This window comes from Algoriphagus terrigena DSM 22685 (genome assembly GCF_000429445.1).
Lineage (GTDB): Bacteria > Bacteroidota > Bacteroidia > Cytophagales > Cyclobacteriaceae > Algoriphagus > Algoriphagus terrigena.
In genome coordinates this window covers 1-16163 of the sequence record NZ_AUBW01000003.1, presented here as the reverse complement: position 1 = coordinate 16163, position 16163 = coordinate 1, and the positions used below count along the sequence as shown (strand labels likewise).

9 protein-coding genes are annotated in these 16163 nt (G+C 51.0%); 1 reads left to right on the top strand and 8 read right to left on the bottom strand.

What is annotated here, in order from left to right:
- The first annotated feature begins 410 nt into the window (after window positions 1-410).
- Window positions 411-2933, top strand: a complete 2523-nt coding sequence (locus tag G459_RS0100045; RefSeq protein ID WP_051314993.1) for a Kelch repeat-containing protein — start codon at window positions 411-413, stop codon at window positions 2931-2933.
- A 28-nt stretch (window positions 2934-2961) separates the two neighbouring features.
- Here G459_RS0100045 and G459_RS0100040 read toward each other — a convergent pair whose 3' ends face one another.
- The 8 genes from G459_RS0100040 to G459_RS26495 all read right to left on the bottom strand — a co-directional run.
- Window positions 2962-5166, bottom strand: a complete 2205-nt coding sequence (locus G459_RS0100040; RefSeq protein WP_026965793.1) for a hypothetical protein — start codon at window positions 5164-5166, stop codon at window positions 2962-2964.
- A 170-nt stretch (window positions 5167-5336) separates the two neighbouring features.
- Window positions 5337-6149: a DUF3823 domain-containing protein gene (locus G459_RS0100035; protein WP_026965792.1), complete on the bottom strand. Its 813-nt coding sequence runs from the start codon at window positions 6147-6149 to the stop codon at window positions 5337-5339.
- A gap of 30 nt (window positions 6150-6179) precedes the next feature.
- A complete protein-coding gene (locus tag G459_RS0100030; protein WP_026965791.1) occupies window positions 6180-8237 on the bottom strand; it encodes a RagB/SusD family nutrient uptake outer membrane protein in 2058 nt (685 codons plus the stop codon).
- A gap of 42 nt (window positions 8238-8279) precedes the next feature.
- Window positions 8280-11510, bottom strand: a complete 3231-nt coding sequence (locus G459_RS0100025; RefSeq protein ID WP_026965790.1) for a SusC/RagA family TonB-linked outer membrane protein — start codon at window positions 11508-11510, stop codon at window positions 8280-8282.
- A gap of 98 nt (window positions 11511-11608) precedes the next feature.
- Window positions 11609-13039, bottom strand: coding sequence for a glycoside hydrolase family 76 protein (locus G459_RS0100020; RefSeq protein WP_245588097.1), 1431 nt, complete (start codon window positions 13037-13039; stop codon window positions 11609-11611).
- Between the two features lie 31 nt (window positions 13040-13070).
- Window positions 13071-14882 (bottom strand): MSCRAMM family protein, encoded by a 1812-nt coding sequence (locus G459_RS0100015; protein ID WP_026965788.1) that lies wholly within the window; start codon window positions 14880-14882, stop codon window positions 13071-13073.
- A 357-nt stretch (window positions 14883-15239) separates the two neighbouring features.
- On the bottom strand, window positions 15240-15944 hold the full coding sequence (locus tag G459_RS0100010) for a gluconate 2-dehydrogenase subunit 3 family protein (RefSeq protein WP_026965787.1): 705 nt from the start codon (window positions 15942-15944) through the stop codon (window positions 15240-15242).
- A 3-nt stretch (window positions 15945-15947) separates the two neighbouring features.
- Window positions 15948-16163, bottom strand: a 216-nt coding sequence (locus tag G459_RS26495; RefSeq protein WP_026969751.1) for a GMC oxidoreductase, incomplete at its 5' end; no start/stop codon positions are given.

The following is a 16163-nucleotide window of genomic DNA, read 5'->3' as shown; positions in this document are numbered from 1 at the left end:
ATTAATTTTTTCACCAAAACGTTGCGAGATATTTAAGACAACATCTGTTCTATGAAATTTTTCATATCCCTGAAAACCAGAATGCTTGCAGAAAAATTCAGAAAACCCTACGAAAGAAATTCTAAAGCCGTCTTTCCTGGATTTGTCAGCGGCTGGAGCTACAAGTAACGATTGACTTTACTGAAAGTCCGACTACCGTTAGCACATGCCTTCTTTGATTTTTTTTCCAATTTGATACCTTTGCCCAAGACCCGAATGATTGAATATTGCATGAGAGCAGCTATCTACGGGGATGAAAATTCAAGGGGTACATCTCCTTGAAATAGAATCCCGCATTCTCCTGTGATCCTGAGATCTTTACTTGGTATGCAGTAAAGCGCTCCTGAGCATTTGATCGACCAAAATAACCGATGCCCATATTTACTAAAATCTACTTCTTAGTCATTCTTTTTGTGGGGCTTTTGCCGCAGCAGTCCTCCAACATCGGAGGATTAAAATTCCATGGAAGCGAGCGGGCAATTGACCAACGGACGTCCTACGATGTGTTGGGAGCACATCAGGTAGAGTTTCCCGATCGTTTTAACATCGACCTTAGCCTTTCCCTGAGTCCGGCTACCGAGATCGGATACATCCTTCGGATCAAAAACCGGGATAACGGTCGCATCTTCAATCTGTTTTACGATGGGCAAGGCGGAGATCTGGTTTTCAAGTTCAACGAGGAAGGCAAAAGCACCCTTATTGTCGCCAATATGGATCGGGACCAATTGCTCAACAGACAATGGTTTGACATGAAAATCTCCTTTGACCTCGTAGGCGATTCCATTACACTGTCGATCGACGGTGAGGATTTTTCCGCTGAAAATCAGAATCTCGCCGACATCTATCACCCCAAGATTCTCTTCGGGAAGAGCGACCATATCATCGACGTCCCCTCTTTTGCTATAAAAGATTTATCCATAGCGGGTCGGGAATCCTACCATTTTCCCTTGCTTGAAAACGAAGGAAATATCGTCCATGACATGAAGGGTACGCCCTATGGCCAGGTGACCAATCCGGATTGGTTAAAGAACTATGCCTACCAATGGAAGCATCAGACCACGTTCAAATCGGCCTCCGTCGCAGGCGCAAACTACAATCCGCAAAAAAAGGAAATTTACTACTACAACGAAGATTCCCTCTGGCTATACAATGTCCGAAATGGAAGTACCGAGATTAGAGTTTTGGAGCAAAAAAGTCCCGTAGAACTCATCCTGGGGACCAACTTCGTCGATACAACCCGAAATAGACTGTACACTTATGAGGTCTATTATGACACTCCCTACGAGGGACCGACAGTCGCCAGCCTGGATCTTGCCACCTATCAGTGGAATGTAGAAAGCAGCGAACAACTGCCAACCCAGCTCCACCACCACGGATCTTACATCGACCACTCCAGTTCCCAATACACCATCTTCGGCGGGTTTGGGAATATGAAGTACAGCAAAAGCTTCTTTGCCTTCGACTTGAATCAAAAGAAGTGGAATCAAACGGACGGATTTGCCGGTGACGTAATCTCACCCCGTTACTTTTCCTCCCTTGGCTATCAGCCTGAAAGCAACCGGATATACATCTTGGGCGGAATGGGCAATGAGTCAGGGGAACAATCCGTGGGCAGGAAATACTACTACGATCTTCATCAGGTCGATTTAAACACAAACCAGGTCACCAAACTTTGGGAAATCCCTTGGGAAGATGACAATATGGTACCGGTGCGGGGAATGGTGGTACTGAACGATTCCAGTTTCTACACCCTCCTCTACCCCGAACATTTCTCCCAGTCATCGCTGAGACTGTATCGCTTTTCTATCAAAGACGGCAGCTACGAGATATTGGGCGATTCGATCCCGATCCGCTCGGACAAGATCACCACCAACGCCAACCTCTATTTTGACAAGGGACTCAATAATCTGTACGCAGTTGTTCAGGAATTTGAGGACGACATCTCCTCGGATTTGAAGGTCTACTCCTTGGCTTTCCCTGCTATCACCAAAGCAGAATTGTCGAGTTTTCCCGAAAAACAAACCGGAAAAGCGCCCCTGTTGGCAATTCTTGCAGGAGCCGTGGCAATAGGATTGGGGTTCTTTTTGTACAAAAAACTAAAACCGCAGCCAGCCAACACCCCGACTGAACCCGAGGAAGTGGGCGGCTATATCCCTGTCCAAAAGTCCGAACACTCAATCCGACCCAATTCCATCCAGCTGTTTGGCAACTTCACAGTCAGAGACAGTAAAGGCCGAGACATTACGTACATGTTTAGCACACAGCTAAAGCAGGTTTTCTGTCTCATCTTACAAGGTAGCATCACGGAAGACGGCATCAGTTCCCAGCATCTCAGCAATCTGCTGTGGCCGGATAAGCCTGCTGAAAAAGTCAAAAACTCCCGCGGAGTCACGATCAACAACCTCCGTAAAACACTGAACGAGTTGGAAGGCGTGGAATTGATCCATGAAAAAGGACATTACAAACTGATCCTACACCAAGGAGCCTACTGCGACTACACCAAGTGTCTGGAGATCATCGCCGCACATGAGATGGACGCCCACAGAGACGAGTTTGCAGAGATCGTGTCCCGTGGCAAATTCCTGTACCTCGCAGATGATCCGCTGTTTGACCAGTTCAAGGAAGAAGCGGAAACAAAGCTGGAACCGGTCTTGGTACTGGAAGTGGAGAAAAGCTTTGCCAGCGAATCGTACCCGATTACGATCTCGCTGGCAGAAGCCCTATTCAACATTGATCCCCTGAGTGAGACCGCACTAATACATCAGATCAAAGCCATGCTGAAACTCAAGATGATTGAGGAGTCCAAGATCGCCTACCGGACCTTTGCCATCGAGTACAAAAGGGCGACGGGCAGGGAGTTTCACCGGACCTATTCCGGTATTAGCAATCAATGACGTCCTCCCCTTTCCGCCACCGCAACTCTCACCAGCTGAATTTCACCCGCACTCCCTCCGGGCTGTTTTCGAAGCTTAGGAAGTAGGTTTTGCTCCCCTCATCCCAGGAGCTTTCCGACTGTAGGGACGCGCCAGCCGAATCAGTTACTTCGATGGTTTTCGGTTTTTCGGGCAAAAGGACCCGCATCACGTTGGTCGTATTCAGCGGGCTTTTAGCCACGAAGGAATAGGAATCATTCGCTACTTTCTCCTCATAAATCCGCGCGGCAGCAGCCAAAACCTGTGGCAGTTTTGGATTCTTTACGCTTCCGATATTGTAGAGAAACGCCTGCTCACCCGGATTCACCTGCTTTTCGTCCAGCACAGGAATCTCCGGGTCAAACAAATCGATGAATTTCCCTTTGGCTGTATAGGGTGATTGATCTTCATTTTCATTGACCACTGAGATTATTTCGTAGGGACCCCTAGTCAGCGCAAAGTGGTTTTTGAACTCCAGCTCAGCGGACTTGACATCGGAATCGTAAAGCCTCTTGATCGTGCCGACAAACTCCTCGTCCTTGTTTTCCTCCAAGACAAACTCCTTTGGATCATTTCGCATGATGACTACTTTGCCTTTGCCAACAGCAAACTCTCCAGCCTCAAATGGCGCCTTCAAGCCCAACTTCTGAAACAGGTCTTCAGATGGAGCTTTGAAGTCATTTCCATCCGTGTTCCACCACTCCTGAACCTTCTGAAAAGCGTCATCGTCCCTGCCGCAGTAGACCAATGTCCCGCCGTTTTTCACCCAATCAGCAATGTGGTCATGCGCCTCTCTCTCCATGGGCTTCATGTTGGAATAGGACATGATCAGGATCTTCAGGTCATCCCAGGTACGCTCAAATGAGACATTCTCGATATGAACCGTCTTGACGGGAACTCCCCGCTTCAGCAGCGGCAGGGCCTGTCCATAGAAATTGGACAGCTGCGGATCATCGTACCCTTCGTGGGTTGGAAACCGCTGAAACATCAGGGAGTTGGACATCAAGATACCAATCCTCTGCGACCCGCTGACTTTGTTATCAGACAGAGGCATGTCGTTGAGCGTGTTGATCATGACCTGCATCTGGGTGGAGTAGAATCGCGGAATCTGCGCCTTTTCTTCACTGTTGGCACTGGTGCGATAGAGTCCCTCGTAGATCCTGTCTGGCCACGGCATGACCTCGTAGTCGGCCACCATCGGATAAAGCAATTGTGCTGCAAAGGTGGCCTGGTAGTTTTTCTTGTAGTCGGCCCAATCACGCGGCCAGTCTTCGATCGGATCGGTCAGAAAGTACATCTTCCTGCCCGTCGGAGCAGTCATGGATTCCATGGAGCCGTATTCGAGAAAAGCGGTTTCGAAGACGCGCTCCTTGGCTTGCCCGTTGAAATAATTGGGTTCACGCGACGTGCCGGTCCAGACCTGCGCAATGTATCCGTCCACACTTGGCAGCGAAGCCAGACTTGCCTCCGGGCTCACGATCATCCATTGCGAATAGTTCACCAGCGAATGCGTGGGAACATAGCAGCGGACGTCCATCCCCTTGCTTTTCCCATATTCTTTGGCAAAGGAAAAGGCCTCCTCCACCGCCCGATAGTACAGATGATATTTAAGTTTGTTGGCCAGATAGGTGTTTTCAGCGGACTCATGCTGAGGCCTCCAGTCAAACCCGTAATATGCTTTCCACTCCCGTTTAAATGCTTCACTGTATCCTGCTTTTGCCCAAAACTCCGGCTCCTCCAGATAGATGGCATCAATCCCCGCGTCAATGACCCGTTTGATCACTTTCTCCTTCATGTATTTTATAAAATTCTCCGTCGGGACGATGTAGGGTACCATCCGGCCGTGCCACAGCGTATCGCCCTTTTGGGTCACCTGTCCTTCGTCCAGATGCCATTCACCATCCCATTCGCCGGTGAAGTAATCCTGGTATTCGCCCCAGGCGATCCCGGTCATGAAGTGCGTGGTATATCCCCGGTCGCGCCAAGTCTGGACCCGTTCTTCGAATGTCATTTCGGCCTTTCCGTGATGATCCTTCACACTGTAGACGATCGCCACATCCGCCCGGACGTCTGTGACGGGTTTCCAGGGATTCGAGGTTTGGAAAGCAGTTTTCTCGCCTTCCTTGCTTTGCTGTCGATAACCTGTATTGGGTAGTTTTGAGCAAGCCTGAAGGAGAAAAAGAGAGAGTAGAAGTACTGGGATAATTTTTTGCATGAGTTTAAAAACTGTTTAAAAACGGATGGAGATGAGCAGTGATTACATGGCGGTGCCAAAGGAATCAAGTTCCCGGTGTGAATCACTTGCCGATGAAGCGGTCTTTTCCCGCAATGACTGTAAATGGGAAGCCACCGCTAAAACCGGTGGCTTCCTTACTTTTATTGAAATCAATAAACCAATACTTGACGGGGCTCATTGTAGTTCCAGCGTCGGGTACCGCTTCCTCTTGGGGTGTCAAAATTGATCCGCGCAGCTGCCCGGGCAAAGACCATCCGGCCTTCCGGAATGGTCCCGTTTGACTCGATCGTGATGACCTCCCCGAGCATCGAATTGAACGAAGTGCCGGAGAATTCCAACTGGCTCGACCAGCGCTCATCCCGGGCACGGTAGCCCACGGTGGAAGAATAGCTGACGAACAACTGGATATCGGTCACATTCTGAAAGCTGTTGCTGTACCCTCCCATAGGCTCGATCTTGGCGCGAAACTCCTCTTCGGACACGCCACGGGTCACACGGATCTGCGCCCGTACCTTGCCATTGATCACTTCCGGGTCTTTGACCCATTCCACTCTCAGGAAAGGCTGTACCTCAAATCGTACATTGGAAACGCCCTGGATATCCAGCGTCTGGGTTTCATTTGCCAGCGGCACTCCGCGGTTATCCTCGCGAAGAAGCGGAATAAAAGGACCGTCAACTTGCACATTGTAAGTTCCCGAAAAAAGCTTGGTGTTTTGGAATGTCCCGTCCGGCATACAAAAGAAGTCCGGGTTGGGAGAGGCATTCTCTCCCCAGCTCAGTTCGGTCAGCCGGACTCTGATGCCCTCGCTTCCCTGGTCTGTTAGCACAGGCTCGCCTGTCTCTTTGTCCACCACTTCTCCCTGGAGAGTTTCGGCTGGCAGATCGTAGTTATCCAGTTCAAACATACTGCAGGAACTGAGGGATATCAGCGCTGCAAGTACTAAGGATGCTATATTCTTCATCTTCTGAAATTCTAGGTTATTGGGAATCACTTATCTGTTGGGTTGCTGGTCTATTACCGGACTCTTGGATACTTCCCCGCCGGGGATGGCGAAGTAGTAGTCGATAATGTTGTATTCGAACGTCTTCAGACTCACCCACTGAAAACGGGCGTCAAAGAAGTACTTGCCACTTTCGGTAGACAAAAACGGATACAGCCCTCTGAAGCGATAGCGGGAGTTCATGCTGAAATCCTCTTTGTCTCGCGTCTCGCCCCAGAATCCATCTCTTTCTTCGTAGTGCTGTACTCTCCATCGGCGAAGGTCCCACTTGGTCTTATGCTCCAGTGCGAGTTCTTTACGACGCTCTTTGCGCACGATATTGCGGCTGGCGATATCCGAGGCAAGCGCTCCGGTAAGCAGGGTTGCACCGGCTCTTTCACGGATCTCATTGATGCCTGAGGTCGCTATTTGCAGCATATCCGATCCATCCGGAGAAGCTTCGCCTGCGAGCGCAAGCTCTACTGCCGCTTCGGCAGCGTTGAGCAATACGTCTGCATATCTCATCAACACAAAATGCTGGGAAGATCTGCCCTCTCCTGCTTCGAAAGAAGGATCGGGATTTAACCACTTACGACCATAAAATCCTGTGAGCGTGCTTTCTCCATTGTTGAAAAAAGGCCCGTTGGCTCCGGCTGCAGTGATCTGTCCGCCCTGATAAGAAACCAACTCCTGGCTCCCTCCCTCTCTTGCGCTGAGGAAAAGCTTCTTGGGCGCCTGCGTGTATGCAGCCAATTGCTGATAGCGTGTCTCAGCCGTAGCATAGGAATAATCGTTGAAGAGCGGCTTCACCGGCTCCGAACCGGTATAAACTCCGGCGCGGACTTCGATTTCCTGGTTTTTAAACACATCGCCCGGAAATATGACATAAGCGCGAAGTCGGGGCTCGGCATCTTCAAAAAACTCCATCGGAGAGTCATACATCAGGTAATCTCCCTGGTTATTTGACGAACCCGTGGTGACCTTGATGGTTCCATCCGGATAGCGGTCGAAGCCTTCAAACAGCTCCAGGAAATCCAGCGTTGGGCAGGTGCCTGCCGCAAGTGGAGCTTTGAAGATAAATGGAGCGCTGTACGCGTCGTAGCCATGAGTCGCCACGGGAAACTGGTATTGCTTCACATAGATGTTCTCAGGACTGGTAGGGTCACTGAACATGTCCACCATGTTCTGGTATTGTGCGTCTGGATCGTTTGCCGCCCATTTCCTTTTGTAAAGGGAATACTGGCCACTTTGGATCACCTCGTTTGCAGCAAGGTAAGCTTCTCTGAAATATCGGATCGAAGCAGCCTGTGCACTTTGCTCGGAAAAGCCGATGACGCGCACCCCTGTTTTCAGACCGGTGCCTGTAAGTCTTCCCGGCACGGTTTCGTTGTATTTTGCCACACTTCCCGCGTAGAGCATTGCTTCAGATTTGAATGCATGCGCAACGTTTTTGTTGGAGTATCCGCTTTTAGGACTGGTCGGCTGTAGCAAAGCTATCGCCTGATTGTAGTCGGCCAACACCTGATCCCAAGTCTCTTCCTCTGTGGAACGGGGTACTTCCAAAGTCTCCGAATCCGAAGGGTAACGAAGTACACTTGTCACCAGCGGCACGCCTCCGAAGCGTCTGGCCATGGCCGAGAAGACGGTCGCCCGGACAAAGTACGCTTCACCCAGGTAGTGATTGTAAGTCACCTCTGGGAATGCGTCCGCATACTCAGGCAATTTCTCCAACAGATAGTTTGCCTCGCGAAGCAAGCCAAAAGCCATCCCCCAGTAAGGGGTCCGCTCTCCTGTGAAAGCCGCACTGATTCCATCTCGATTGAGCGCTTCGCCGGTTCCCTCGATCCCCAGCGAACCCAGCCAGGAGTTGTATTCCACACCCCACTGTGCCATGTATTTGAAATCCTCAAAAGGCATCTTGCTGTACATGCCGGCGATGTACACATCCATTCCTGACTCACTGGTCATGAGTGTCTCATCACCGATCACATTCGGTGGGGGCACATCCAGTTCTGTACAACTTGAGATGTACAATAAGCTGAATAGCAATAGTATGATTCGTATGTTCATTTTTTTTCGATTTTAATTTTCCAAAGTCTCAACTAGCGCTCATTAAAATGACGCTGTCACACCCACTGTGTAGGTCTTGGTCAAAGGATACATTCGTCCCAGTTCATCTCCGGGATGCTCAGGATCGACAAACTTCACCCCGGTGAAAGTCAGCAGGTTGTAAGCATTGGCAAAGAACCGGATGTTGGTAGAGGGACTGTTCCGAGGTCTCAGTGTATAGCCGAGTTCGATACTTTTTAGACGCAGATAGTCAGTGCTTACCCTGTTGAAGTCGGAGTTTCCAAAAGGATAATTTCCGGTGTAGCCGTAGTAGCCGCTCACCCACTCTGTCTCGGGATCGTATGGATCAGCCATCGGATCCACCGGATGCCAGCGATCCAAGTATTGCTGCAAAGCACCACCTCCGTTGCTGCCCCATATCGAGTACAGTGGCTCCTGATACTCCATCGAGCCCAGGGCAGATCCCTGAAACAACAGACTCAGATCAAAATCCTTGTAGTTGGCGTCGAGCCCCAAGCTGAAGTTGACCCAAGGGGTCTGATCGTAGGCAAAGGGATGCTGGTCCAGACCATTGATCTCGCCGTCCCCGTTCCAGTCCTCATATTTGTAGTCACCAGGCAAGATGTCGCGATCCTTGTAGATATCATAAGACCAGATATCCTCCCAGTCCGTGTACCGTCCCGCGGATACATACCCGAACTGTACCCCTTGATAGCGGTCCGTCAGGTTGTCGTTGCGCCAGCGGTCATAGGAATTGCCATAGGGGCCCTTTTCCGCAGCGATCAAATGCTGTCTGCGGGTCACGGTCGCGATCCCTTTCAGCCCATAGGACAATTGGCCGATGGTGTTGCGGTGCGAAAGCTCCAGATCGATCCCAAACTGGCGATCGCTGTTGGTATTTTCCCTCGGTGCTCCAGTACCTACCACCGATGGTACATCGCCCGAGCGGGTGGAGAAAAGCCCATCCCTGCGACGGTCAAAGTAGTCCACCGCGAAACCGAACTTGCCTCTCCATGCTTCGAAATCCAAGCCTACGTTAAAGGTCTTGGCTGTCCACCAGGTGATGTTCTCATTGGGAACGACCACAGACGCACCATAGACAAACTCCCCGTTGAGCATATATCCCGGAGCATACTGGTTGTAGTATCCCTGCTGGGCATTGCCGCTGGTAGCCGGATAGATATAGCCAGGGTACCAGTCGTAGGCCAGCGATCCGTCATCAGCAGTCATCCCATAGCTGGCTCTGAACTTGAGCTGATCGATAAAAGACAGCGCGGAAACAGATTTGAAGAAAGATTCTTCAGAAAGTCTCCAACCAACAGAAGCGGAAGGGAACCAGCCCCAGCGGTTGGTTTTGACGAATTTGGACGATCCGTCATATCTGAACTGCACCTCGGCGATGTATTTGTCAGCGTATGCGTAGTTCACTCTACCAAACATCGCAGAGTTGGCGATCTCATAGAGGTCACCGGAACCACCCTGCATTCCGCCCTGCTGATTTTCGTTCATACCGCCGACGAGATACCCCATGGCGAACGCCAGATCACGCTGCGCATAAAAATTGTCTCCTTTTCGGTTTTGGGTTTCAAAACCCAAAAGGCCGGACACGTCGTGGTTGACACCAAAGGTGCGCTTGTAGTTGATCAGAAACTGTCCCAGTATCTGCTGCTTGCTGTAGATCTCGCGTCGGATCTGGTTGGGCGAGCTGTTGTTATAGAGTTTTGACACATACGAATCGGCAACCGGGTCGTACATGTACTGGTAGTATTCTCTGCGATAGAAATTGTTGTCATCGCCCCGAAAGTCGTAGCTGATCAACCCCTTGACGGACAGTCCCTGCAATGCGTGGGAGACTGCTCCGAAATCAAAGTCCAGTGAAGCCGAAGATTGAAAATACTTTTGCTTGTATTGTCTATAGCCTGACACATCAGCGTCCATCATTGCCACGGTATTCTGTTCCAGATCCAGTCCTTCATAGTTCAGCATGGTATTCTCCGGATCTGCGTAAGCCGGAAACAAGACTCCCTGTCTCCAATAGTTGCGGATGATGTCCACCGCGCTGGAGTAAGGCGAATTTCGTTGGTCAGCCACGCCGCTTAGGTTCAGGTTGAAATCCAGCCCCTTTGCGATCTCAGTAGTGATGTTGGATCTCAGGTTGACTTTGTTGTAGTTCATGTCACCTGATTTGAAAAATCCTTCCTGATAGAGGTATCCACCCGCGATGTAATACTGGGTTTTTTCCGTGCCCCCGGTGATACTGATATCATGTTGGGTCTGCGGAGAATACTCATTGATCAGCAGTGAATTCCAGTCGGTCGTGCGGCGTCGGCCGGTTTGGAAGGCCTCAAAATCATCAGCCCCATAGATCAGATTTCCCCCGTTGATATTGTTCATGGCCATCTCGTTGTAGAGGGTCATGGTCTGGTAGGGATCCGACAGCTCCGGAAATCCAGAAGGGCTCTGCAGGGTGTAGGAGCCATTGTAGGTTACCTGTGCTCTGCCAGTCGTGCTGCCTTTTTTGGTGGTCACGAGGACTACACCATTGGCGGCACGGGCGCCATAGATCGCAGCGGAAGCATCTTTCAAGACCGACAGATCTTCGATATCAGTCGGATTGAGGCGCTGAAAATCAGCCATCGTCCGCTGGATACCATCGATCACGATCAATGGGGAGCCCAGCCCTCTGATGTCCAAACTGGCGTTAAACGTACCGGGCTCGGCACTTTTCTGCCACACCCGGACACCCGCTACCCTACCGGTGAGCATGTTCTGTGGGTTTTCGTTCTTGGTCCGCAGCATTTCGTCACCTTTGATGTTGGCTACAGAGCCTGTCACGGTTACTTTTTCCTGCATCCCATAGCCCACGACCACCACTTCTCCAAGCTGCTGTGTATCCGGCACCATCGCCACTAATATCACTGATTGTGCCCCTACTTCGATCTCCTGAGTCACATATCCTATGAAGGAAAATGTCAAGACGGCATTCTCGTCAGGGACAGTCAACTGGAATTTACCATCAATATCCGTGGTCGTACCCACTACCGTCCCCTTGATCAGCACATTCACTCCCGGCATCGGGGTTCCGTCTTCGGAAAATGTCACCGTACCTGTGACGGTTCTGTCTTTGTCCTCTAAATCAGGCTTCTCTATCGGATGAATGTTTGCGACAAATCCCGAAGCTAGAGCAGGAGCAAAGACAAAGCACTGTATTGCAATTCCCAAGAGGGAATACTTAATCAGTCCTTTGAAAAACTGCTTATATATCTTTTGCATATGTTTTAGACTAGTTAATTGATCGATGCCCCTTTGAGGCAGATACCACAGTTGAGAAACTTGGCTTTTCCATTGTCACAGGAAGCCAAAAACCGGAATCATTTGGACAGCTCATAGCGCGATAGCACGGCATATTCTGCTGCAAATGCGAAGTTGAACATACCCTCAGTCCTGTTGTTGTTAGGCGTTGGGCTCCAGCCTACCAGCAGGTTGGTAGGAAGAAATCCCTCGTAGAGGAAGTTCTCGTAGCCATAGTCGAGGTTCTTCTGGAACGTGTCGATGTACTCAGCAGCAGCGCCGTGAGCTGGCTGCACGTCTACGTAGCCGCGCATCAAGACTCCGTTAAACCAGTTGTTGAAGCCGCCGATGTTGTAGGTGTAGTATCCCTCCTTGGTCTCTCCTGCTTTCGCAAAATAGCGGAAGCTGTCGTCGGACAATTTCTTCGCGTCGTCCAGATAGCTGCCATCTCCGAGGGCTCTGTATAGATCTGCAGCTCCCGAAAGCATCGTCCCGGAGTTGTAAGAGATCGCCGGGCCTACGCGATCGTTGCAGGTGATACCTCTGCGATAGACTTCGCCGTCAATGGTCTCGTTCTGAGGACTTCCCGGAGAACATCCGCCTCTCATGTCATCGTAAACCCCGTCAGCCCGCAGCAACTGACTCTTCTGCCACTCATATACTTTCTTGGCAAAGTCAGCATAGTACTCGCTTTTCTTCACTGATGCGGTCTTTCTGGTCTTTCGGTCTTCCGCATCGATGTAGCGGTAGGTGATCTCGTCGCTTTTGTCCTTATAGATCTCGTGAAGCCATACCAAGGGGCTTACCATTGGCCCATTGCTACAGGCGTGCTTGGTCGCATAGCCTGGACCCCAGGGTATCCCGCCCCGCTCTGTTCCGTCCGGATTTCGGGTGCTGTCCCATCCATCCAAGACATAGTCTGTCAGGTATTCTGCCTTTTCCAAATAGGCATTTTCTCCGGTGATCTTGTAAGACTCGAGCAGTTCACGGATCAGCCACATCTGGTCATCGTAGACATTTTCGATGCCTTCGACTTTGGCTGTCCCCTTGGCATTGCCGCGGTTTACGCCGTACACTGACCATTCTTTGGTCTGGGTAAAAGATACCAACTCAAACGTCCCCAGGTAATAGTCCGCGTTATCGTAGAGTTGTCCCAGAAGCGTGGCATAGCGGTCAAAGTGCGCATCGTAAATCGCCACGTTGCCGTTTTCCTTTTGCGCCTGCAGTCCGTGGAGGATTGCGTTGACGGCTTCAATCGCAGCTGAGTACATCCACACGCTCCCGGTCTCATCGGACCGGACTCCCGTGTAAGGATTGTAATACCTGGCCATTGCCATCCCTGATCCGCTAAAGTGGGCGGATACGGCTTTGTCCGTGAGTTCCATGGCGCGGGTCAGGTTCTGTTCAGAAAGACTCACCTCCACCGGAGGGGTCTTTGGGTCGGTGTCAGATGGATTTTCAGTACATGCCGATAGCAGCAGTAAGCACAGACTCCAAATTGTGATCATCATTCGATATTGTATCATGTTTAGGTTTATTGTATTAGTTCAGATCAATTCTGTGGATTACCAGTTTGTTCTCTCCCGAATTGGCCTCCGCGTTGTAGACCCCAAGTGCGAGAGTCACGTCTTTGCCATTGAATTGAGATAAGTCATACACAAAAGATGCGTAGCCTTCCGGATTGCCGGCTCCCCCATCGCCATGCTTGAACTTCCAGCATCCGTCTTCTGCGGCACTGGCTTCGTCGGCGGTATTAGACTGGGGATCCAGATGCGTCACCGTACCGTCGTCTTCTATTGCGGTAAGTTTGAAATAGGTGAAGTTGTCGCCGAAGTTTCGCGTGTTCAGCGTAAGCAGATTGCTGCCTGCATTGATGGAAAACTTAGAATACAGATAGGCCTCCGGCACCTCGGTGCTCGTTTCCGTCGTATTGCGGGTTTTGATTAGATAGCCCTCAGACGGGAACACCTCTGGGTCTTTCTTCAGCGGGACAAAGAACCATCGTGCAGCAACGTGGTCTACATTCCGCCAGGCACGGTAGGCATCGACATAGTTATCACGGTTGCCATTGACAGGGCTGATCCCAGTAAAGGACTTTTTTGTATGCGGCATCGTGGAGCGGACAGTCTCTTGGGTCAGCTTCCAGCCTTCGATCACCTCGGTGCCCGGCAGCCAGTCCCAATTGTTCACTTTTTGGTCCGCGAAGCGAATCGCGCGAACCACCAGCTGCTTCCAATAGTCGCCGGTGGACTGTCGGTAGATACCCACAGCGACGATGACCTCCTTGCCCACATAGTCACTTAGATCAAACTCGACGTCGCCGTAGCTTCCGGAAGCATACGTTCTATTTTCACCGATCTTCACCGCGATAGGCTGAGCTGCTGACAGGTCCACTACCTGCACTCCGAAATAGGCCGGGTTTGCCGCGTCAGTGTTGTGCGTGCTGATTCTTAAGGAAAGGATCTTGTTGTCCTCCGTGATCAGTTTGCTGCCATACACATAGGAGTCAAATACATTGAGATCGGCTGGATTGCTGCGATCCGCATCCCCATTCCGGATTTGCAGGGTAGTACCCTCATTTTGCTCTTGCCATGCCCCACGGAAATCCAGTGCAGACATGTAGTTACATGCCCAGTCCCATCGTGGGTAGGCATCTGCATTCCGTCCGCCCCGATATTCATTGTAGAACCACTTCTCAGCTACCAGGAGATCGGCAAAAGTCAATCCTCTGAGGATTTCGCTGCTGCCCATGGTAAGGTCCAAGGCTGCGACACCGTCGACAAAATCAGCCTCGCTTACCGTCTTGGTGACGGTCTCATAATTTGCTTTGGTGAAGGTGACCGTATAGGTGTCTACGATCAGGTTTTCGAGGGCAAAAGTCCCGTCGCTTCCGGTGGTTTGCGTACCGGCAACTCCCACGCTGACGGTCACCCCTTCGAGAGGAGCATTCTCGTTCCTGCCGTCTTTGATTGTGCCGGTGATCTTGGCAGAGGCAAACACCAAGGACACATCCGCCGTGGCGATGTTTTCACTGTTGTATTTTTCGGGATTTACGGTTACGCTGACAGCAAGCCAGCCCGTCTTGGCAAATTTCACGGCACGTGTCTTCAACGTGACGTTCTCAAAGACATACTTCCCGTCACTGCCCGTCGTGACAGAGATCTCTTCTTCACCGATTCCCAAAAGAGAAACGTCTACATCCGCGATAGGCTGCCCGTCCGTGTCCGTGACAGTCCCCGTGATGGTTCCCCGACTCTCCTCAATCGGCTCATCTTCATTGATACAGGAGATTGCGGATACGAAAAAAGTACCCAGCAAAGCGACGTATACAATCGCTCGTAGTTGTTTAATCATAGGTAAGGTTATTAGGGGTTGTACTGATTTTAATCTGATCAACCGAACTGAAATGCGTGTCACTTCACCGGTTGGCAGGTAGGGAAAATAGAAGCCGAGTGGTTAAATAATCGGTTAAATCAGGGTTAATCCGCCGGAAAAATTTGTTAATCTGGCAATGGGAATGGATTAGAGACGTTCGGATCATTCATGGTCGAACTCAGCTCCTGGTCGTATGAATTTGCCGGGGGAGATTCATAGAGGCCTCCAAAAAAACGTATGACTTCAGACCCTCCACAGCTTCGAAAACACAGACAGATATAAAAAATAAAGCCCTCCGAATTCAATTTCGGAGGGCTTTTTTGGTTTAGAGGAAGATTACCCGACCAGGTTACCTTCTTCATCCCATTGGGCGATGGTGCCGCGCTCTTCGGGTTTGAGGTAGAGGTCTTTGTATTTGTCGGGGTTGGCGAGGCCGTACTGGTCGAGGACTTTTTGCGGGACGCCGTCCCATACGTTGGGGGTGTTGCCGCGGTAGTCCATGTATTTCCAGCCGGCCTGCGTGGAGAAGTAGCCCGAGCAGGTCAGGTTTCGGAGCATGTTGAACCAGCGGACGGCGCCGGCGTACTCCGGAGCGGCTTTGTCCGGCCAGGCGACCAGTTCCACGATCTGGATGACCTGGTCTTTGCTCAGCTCGTTGAAGGGCTTTCCGAACAGTTCGTCCGACTCGAAGTCCAGCCACATTAGTCCGCCCCGCATCGGGGTTTGGTTGCCGGGCTGGTCTTTCATCATGAATTCGATGAAGTCGGGCACTTTGAGTTCCGTAGCCGAGGGGGAATCCTCGCCTGCGGGCATGATGATGTCCACGAGGGTGTTGAGTTTTTTCACTTCCGCTTCGGTGAAGAAGGTTTCGGAGAGCAGTTGTGAATCGCGGAGTTTTTCCTCCTCGGTCCTGCCGCCGATGGTGCCTCCGGTGAGGACTTGGTTCTGTACGGCAACCTGCTCAGGCTCGCAGCCTGTCAACAGCAAGCCCGCTCCCACGGAGCCTGTAAAGAGGAGTTTTAGGTTTTCTCTTCTGTTCATGGCTTAGATGTTTTTTTGTTTGAGTTGGTCCACGATGTATTCGGAGGTCCTCCAGGAGAGGGCCAGGATCGTCCAAGTGGGGTTTTTGTCTGCCTGGGACACGAACGAACCCGCATCGACGACAAAGACGTTTTTGCAGTCGTGTGCCTGGCAGTTGGAGTTGACTACCGAAGACTTCGGATCGTCTCCCATCCGGGTGGTGCCCACTTCGTGGATGAT

Coding starts and splice junctions, on each gene's coding strand:
- G459_RS0100045 (WP_051314993.1), top strand. CDS start 411: ATGCCCATATTTACTAAAATCTACTTCTTAGTCATTCTTTTTGTGGGG.
- G459_RS0100040 (WP_026965793.1), bottom strand. CDS start 5,166: ATGCAAAAAATTATCCCAGTACTTCTACTCTCTCTTTTTCTCCTTCAG.
- G459_RS0100035 (WP_026965792.1), bottom strand. CDS start 6,149: ATGAAGAATATAGCATCCTTAGTACTTGCAGCGCTGATATCCCTCAGT.
- G459_RS0100030 (WP_026965791.1), bottom strand. CDS start 8,237: ATGAACATACGAATCATACTATTGCTATTCAGCTTATTGTACATCTCA.
- G459_RS0100025 (WP_026965790.1), bottom strand. CDS start 11,510: ATGCAAAAGATATATAAGCAGTTTTTCAAAGGACTGATTAAGTATTCC.
- G459_RS0100020 (WP_245588097.1), bottom strand. CDS start 13,039: ATGATGATCACAATTTGGAGTCTGTGCTTACTGCTGCTATCGGCATGT.
- G459_RS0100015 (WP_026965788.1), bottom strand. CDS start 14,882: ATGATTAAACAACTACGAGCGATTGTATACGTCGCTTTGCTGGGTACT.
- G459_RS0100010 (WP_026965787.1), bottom strand. CDS start 15,944: ATGAACAGAAGAGAAAACCTAAAACTCCTCTTTACAGGCTCCGTGGGA.